The 6,029-nt window shown below is 74.6% G+C and carries 5 protein-coding genes; 2 read left to right on the top strand and 3 right to left on the bottom strand.

Features of this window, described 5'->3' with window-relative positions:
• Window positions 1-211, top strand: a 211-nt coding sequence (locus tag AC3WUG_RS19195) for a hypothetical protein (RefSeq protein ID WP_492329134.1), incomplete at its 5' end; no start/stop codon positions are given.
• A 41-nt stretch (window positions 212-252) separates the two neighbouring features.
• Here AC3WUG_RS19195 and AC3WUG_RS19190 read toward each other — a convergent pair.
• A complete protein-coding gene (locus AC3WUG_RS19190; RefSeq protein WP_492329133.1) occupies window positions 253-852 on the bottom strand; it encodes a GDSL-type esterase/lipase family protein in 600 nt (199 codons plus the stop codon).
• Between the two features lie 108 nt (window positions 853-960).
• A complete protein-coding gene (locus tag AC3WUG_RS19185) occupies window positions 961-1,116 on the bottom strand; it encodes a hypothetical protein (protein ID WP_492329132.1) in 156 nt (51 codons plus the stop codon).
• Window positions 1,117-1,210: 94 nt separating this feature from the next.
• On the opposite strand from AC3WUG_RS19185, the gene AC3WUG_RS19180 reads away from it, so the two are divergent.
• On the top strand, window positions 1,211-2,194 hold the full coding sequence (locus AC3WUG_RS19180) for a GlxA family transcriptional regulator (protein WP_492329131.1): 984 nt from the start codon (window positions 1,211-1,213) through the stop codon (window positions 2,192-2,194).
• Window positions 2,195-2,374: 180 nt separating this feature from the next.
• Here AC3WUG_RS19180 and AC3WUG_RS19175 read toward each other — a convergent pair whose 3' ends face one another.
• Window positions 2,375-5,959 (bottom strand): multifunctional oxoglutarate decarboxylase/oxoglutarate dehydrogenase thiamine pyrophosphate-binding subunit/dihydrolipoyllysine-residue succinyltransferase subunit, encoded by a 3,585-nt coding sequence (locus AC3WUG_RS19175; RefSeq protein ID WP_492329130.1) that lies wholly within the window; start codon window positions 5,957-5,959, stop codon window positions 2,375-2,377.
• Window positions 5,960-6,029: the final 70 nt, after the last annotated feature.

Below are 6,029 nucleotides of genomic sequence, written 5' to 3'. Positions count from 1 at the left end.
GCCGGGCGCAGCGGCCGCCGACGCGCGCCGGGAGGCCCGCGCGCGGCGCGCGGCGATCGAGGCGGACCTCGCGGAGTTCCGGGCCGAGGTGCGGGAGGCCGTGCGGCACGCGGAGGCGTCCGGGGGGCCGACCGCGCTCACGGCCGACACGGTGCGGACGGTGCTGGCGAGCGCCCGCGCGGCGATCGCCGCGACGCTGCCGCCGCGCTGACGTCCGGGTCGCGCGGCCCCTGCCGGGCGGCCCCGGGGCCGTCAGACCACGTCCTCCGGCAGCCCGAGCCAGGCGTTCCAGTGCGAGTGCAGCACCAGCCACGCCATCAGGCCGTAGCCGGCCTGGCCGGGCAGCGACCCGTCGCCCGCGGCGAGGTCGGCGAGCCACTGCTCGTGCCCGGCGAGCGGGGTGAAGGTGTCGACGTACGGCACGCGGCGCCGGGTGGTCACGTCGGCGAACGCGGCGGACAGGTCGGCGAGCGTCGTGGCGTCGACCCCGGCGCCCGGCGGCGGGCCGACGACGAACGCCGGCATCCGGCGCTGCTCCGCGGCGTCGAGGATGTTCGCGAGGTTGAGCCGGCTGCGCGCGAGCGACAGCCCGGCGAGGGCGTCGGCGCGGCCCAGGGAGACGACGAGCCGGGTGTCGGCCTCGGCCGAGGCGCGGCGGCCCACCTCCTCCTCCCACCGGGCGGACAGGCCGGAGGTCGTCTCGCCGGGGACGGCCAGGGTGAGCACCGTCGGGGGCACCGGGGTCGTCGTGCGCGCGGCCACGCGGCCGACCCAGCCGAGCGCCCGCGGGTCGCCGGCACCCGCGGCCAGCTCGTCCCCGATCACCACCAGGCGCAGTGGCAGCTCGCCCACGTCCCGTCCTCCCGCTCGCCGTGCACGTCCCGCGGTCGCGGGCGCGTGGCCAGTGTCGCAGCCGGAGCGCCGGGCGCGCCCGCCGACGCGCGGCGCGGGGCCGGGGGCTCAGTGCAGGTAGCGGTCGGCGTCGTCGGTCCAGTCGTGGTGCGAGCGCGGGGGCTCGCGGCGGCCGAGGCCGTCGGTGCGCAGCCAGTCGTACAGCCGGGCGCCGAGGTAGGCGGTGAGCGTGATCAGGGCCAGGGCGAGGATGAGAGCGGTCATGGCAGAAAGCCTGCCGTCGCCGGTATCCCGCCACGAGTGGCAGCACTGCCGACCCCCATCGACTTCCCGCCAGTTCCGTGGCAGGCTCGGCGCCATGCTGCAGCGTGTCGCCGCGATCGCGGTCCCCGGGGTGTCGGCGTTCGAGCTCGGGCTGGTGTGCGAGGTGTTCGGCATCGACCGCTCCGACACCGGCGGGCCGACCTTCGACTTCACGCTGTGCACCCCCGAGCCCGGCAGCGTGCCGATGGAGCCTGCGCTGGCCGTCGAGGTGCCGACCGGGCTGGAGGCGGCGGCGGACGCGGACCTCGTGGTGGTGCTGCCGTACAAGGCGCCGTACGGGCTGCCCGCCGCCGCGCGGGACGCCATCCGCGCGGCGCACGACCGCGGCGCGTGGGTCATGAGCATCTGCTCGGGCACGTTCGCGCTGGGGGAGGCCGGGCTGCTGGACGGGCGCCGGTGCACCACGCACTGGATGTACGCCGACGACCTGCAGCGCCGGTACCCGACGGCCCAGGTGGACCCCGCCGTGCTCTACGTCGAGGACCGGGGCGTCATCAGCAGCGCCGGCACCGCCGCCGGCATCGACGCGTGCCTGCACCTGCTCCGCCGCGAGCTCGGCGCGGAGCAGGCGGCGCTGGTCGCGCGGCGGATGGTCGTGCCGCCGCACCGGGACGGCGGGCAGGCGCAGTACGTGGACACCCCGCTGCCGTGCGACGCGGACACCCTCGCCCCGCTGCTCGCCTGGATGACCGAGCACCTCGACGCCGACCTGACGGTGCCGGACCTCGCCGCCCGGGCGCTGATGTCCGAGCGCACGTTCGCGCGCCGGTTCCGCGCCGAGACCGGCACGACGCCGGCCGCGTGGGTCACGCGGCAGCGCCTCGTGCGGGCGCAGGAGCTGCTCGAGCGGACGTCCGCCGGGGTGGACGAGGTCGCGCGCGCCAGCGGGTTCGGCAGCGCGGCGATCCTGCGGCACCACTTCGCCCGGGTGCTCGGCACCAACCCGCAGGCCTACCGGCGCCAGTTCGCGTGCACCGACGAGGCGGAGGCGGCGGCCGACCGCATGTCGGTGGCCTGACCGCGTCCGGCCGCCCGCAACCGACGTGCTGCCGAGATAGGACCGTTGCGCCGAGATAGGGCCGTGGACGGTCCTATCTCGGTCGACGGGTCCTATCTCGGCGAAGGGCGCGGGAGAGAGGCGGACGCACGGAGGCCGGCCACCCCGAGGGGCGGCCGGCCTCCGTGCGTGCGGTGCGCCTCAGCGCTCGAACGCCGCCCGCAGGATCTCCGCCTGCTCGGCCTGGTGCGCCTTCGCCGAGCCGGCCGCCGTCGACGCGGACGCCGGGCGGGACACGGCCCGGACCGGAGCGCCGACGACCGGCGGCAGTGCGAGCGACACGTACGACCACGGACCCTGGTTCCGCGGCTCGTCCTGGACCCAGACCAGCTCGGCACCGTCGAACGGCGCGAGCGCCGCGCGGATGCCCTCGTGGTCGAGCGGGTACAGCTGCTCGAACCGGACGATCGCCGTGCGCTCGTCGTTCAGCTTCTCCCGCTGGGCCACGAGGTCCCAGTAGAGCTTGCCCGAGCACAGCAGCACGCGGTCGACGCGGGCGGCCGAGGCCGCGGCCGCCTCGTCGCCGATGACCGGCCGGAACGTGCCGGAGGTGAAGTCCGCGACCGGCGACGCGCCCGCCTTGAGCCGCAGCATCGACTTCGGGGTGAAGACGACGAGCGGGCGGCGCGGCCGGGCGTAGGCCTGGCGGCGCAGCAGGTGGAAGTAGGACGCCGGGGTCGTCGGCTGCGCGACCGTCATGTTGCCCTCGGCGGACATCTGCAGGAACCGCTCGATGCGCGCCGACGAGTGGTCCGGCCCCTGGCCCTCGTAGCCGTGGGGGAGCAGCAGCACGACGGACGAGTGCTGGCCCCACTTCTGCTCCGCCGAGGAGATGAACTCGTCGATGACGGTCTGCGCGCCGTTGACGAAGTCGCCGAACTGCGCCTCCCACAGCACCAGGGCGTCCGGGCGCTCGACGGAGTACCCGTACTCGAAGCCCAGCGCCGCGTACTCGGACAGCGACGAGTCGTAGACCCAGAACTTGGCCTGGTCCGCCGAGAGGTAGAGCAGCGGGGTCCACTCGGCACCGGTCTCCCGGTCGTGCAGGACGGCGTGCCGCTGCACGAAGGTGCCGCGCCGGGAGTCCTGCCCGGCGAGGCGCACCGGGGTGCCCTCGATCAGCAGCGAGCCGAACGCGAGGATCTCGCCGAAGCCCCAGTCGATGCCGCCCTCGCGGGACATCTGCTCCCGCCGGGCGAGCAGCTGCGCGAGCTTCGGGTGGATCGTGAAGCCCTCGGGCGCCCGCACGTGCGCGGCGCCGATGCGCTCCAGCACCTTGGCCGGCACGGCGGTCTGCCAGCCGATGATGACGCCGGCGTCCTCGCGCTGGGACTCCGGGCGCTCCAGGCCGGCCACCGGCTCGGCGTCGGGCGACGGCGGCGTCCAGCCCTCCTCGCGGGTCTCCGCGAACACCCGCTCGAGCTGCGCCTGGTAGTCGCGCAGCACGTGCTCGGCCTCCTCGAGCGTGATGTCCCCGCGGGACACCAGCGCCTCGGTGTAGAGCTTGCGGACCGAGCGCTTGGCCTCGATGAGGTTGTACATCAGCGGCTGGGTCATCGAGGGGTCGTCGCCCTCGTTGTGGCCGCGACGGCGGTAGCAGACCATGTCGATGATGACGTCGCGGTCGAACTGCTCGCGGTACTCGAACGCGAGCTCGGCGACCCGGACGCACGCCTCGGGGTCGTCGCCGTTGACGTGGAAGATCGGGACCTGCAGGCCCTTCGCCACGTCGGTGGCGTACTGCGACGAGCGCGAGGACGACGGGCCGGTGGTGAAGCCGACCTGGTTGTTGATGACGACGTGGATGGTGCCGCCGGTGCGGTAGCCGCGCAGCTGGGCCAGGTTGAGGGTCTCGAAGACCACGCCCTGCCCGGCGAACGCCGCGTCGCCGTGGATGAGGATCGGCAGCACGGAGAACCCGTCGCCGCCCAGGTCGATCCGGTCCTGCTTGGCGCGGACGATGCCCTCGAGCACCGGGTCCACCGCCTCGAGGTGCGACGGGTTCGCGGCCAGGTAGACGCGGGTCGACGCCCCGGACTCGGCGTGGAACACGCCCTCGGTGCCCAGGTGGTACTTGACGTCGCCGGAGCCCTGCACGGACTTCGGGTCCTGGTTGCCCTCGAACTCGCTGAAGATCTGGCCGTACGACTTGCCCGCGATGTTCGCGAGCACGTTGAGCCGGCCGCGGTGCGCCATGCCGATGGCGACCTCGTCCAGCCCGCTCTCGGCGGCGCGCGACAGCACGGCGTCGAGCAGCGGGATGACGGACTCGCCGCCCTCCAGGGAGAACCGCTTCTGCCCGACGTACTTGGTCTGCAGGAAGGTCTCGAACGCCTCGGCGGCGTTCAGCCGGCGCAGGATGCGCAGCTGGTCCTCGCGCGGCGTGGGGGCGTAGCCCGCCTCCAGCCGCTCCTGGAGCCAGCGGCGCTGCCGCGGGTCCTGCAGGTGCATGTACTCGAAGCCGGTGGTGCGGCAGTACGAGTCGCGCAGCAGGCCGAGCACCTGGCGCAGCGTCGCGCGCGGCTTGCCGGTGAACCCGCCGGTCGGGAACGTGCGGTCCAGGTCCCACAGCGACAGGCCGTGCGTCTGCACGTCCAGGTCGGGGTGCTTGCGCAGCCGGTAGGCCAGCGGGTCCGTGTCGGCCATGAGGTGGCCGCGCGACCGGTAGGAGTGGATGAGCTCGGCGATCCGGGCCGGCTTGATGGCCTCGGCGTCCGGGTCGGCCGCCTCCTTGACCCAGCGGATCGGCTCGTAGGGCACGCGCAGCGACGCGAACACCCGGTCGTAGAAGCCGTCCTCGCCGAGCAGCTTGCGGTGCAGGATGCGCAGGAAGTCGCCGGACTGCGCGCCCTGGATGACGCGGTGGTCGTAGGTGGACGTCACCGTCAGCACCTTGGACACGCCCATCTTGTTGAGCTGCTCGTCCGACGTGCCCTGGAACTCGGCGGGGTAGTCCATCGCGCCGACGCCGATGATCGTGCCCTGGCCCTGCATGAGCCGCGGCACGGAGTGCACGGTGCCGATGGTGCCGGGGTTCGTCAGCGACAGCGTGGTGCCGGCGAAGTCGTCGACCCCGAGCTTGCCGCCGCGGGCGCGCCGCACGACGTCCTCGTACGCGTTCCAGAACTGCGCGAAGTCGAGCGTCTCGGCCTGCTTGATGCTCGGGACGAGCAGCTGGCGGGTGCCGTCCGGCTTGGCCAGGTCGATCGCGAGGCCCAGGTTGACGTGCGCGGGCGTGAGGTAGCCCGGCTTGCCGTCGACCAGCGTGTACGCGGTGTTCATCGCCGGCATCTCGCCCACCGCCTCGACCAGCGCGAAGCCGATGAGGTGCGTGAACGAGATCTTGCCGCCGCGGCCGCGGGCCAGGTGGTTGTTGATGACGATCCGGTTGTCGACCAGGAGCTTGGCCGGGATGGCGCGCACCGACGTCGCGGTGGGCACCTCCAGGCTGGCCTCCATGTTGGTGACCACCCGCGCGGCGGGGCCGCGCAGGCGCTGCGTCTCGTCGGTGGCCTCGGGGGCCTCCTGCTCGGCCTCGCGGGCCGCCTTGGCCGCCGGGGCGTAGGGGGCGGTCGCGGGCTGCGCCGTCGCCACCGGGGAGGTGGTGGGCGCGGGCTCCGGGTCGCGCGGCGCGGGCTGCTCCTGGGGGCGGGTGGCCTCCGGGGCGGGGGCGGGCGGGACCTCGCCGCCGGTGGGCGCGGGGCGCTCGGCGACGGGCGCGGCCACGGTGCCCGGGCGCTCGCCGGCCGGTGCGCCCGGGGCCTGTCTCTTCTCCCCCCCTTCCACTGCCCCCAAA

The sequence above is a fragment of the Cellulomonas sp. EB106-03-03-XG116 genome (assembly GCF_058792015.1).
This window is presented reverse-complemented; position numbering and strand designations above follow the sequence as displayed.

Bases quoted from the DNA above. Each gene is read 5' to 3' on its own strand.
- AC3WUG_RS19185 (WP_492329132.1), bottom strand. From the start codon at position 1,116: ATGACCGCTCTCATCCTCGCCCTGGCCCTGATCACGCTCACCGCCTAC.
- AC3WUG_RS19180 (WP_492329131.1), top strand. From the start codon at position 1,211: ATGCTGCAGCGTGTCGCCGCGATCGCGGTCCCCGGGGTGTCGGCGTTC.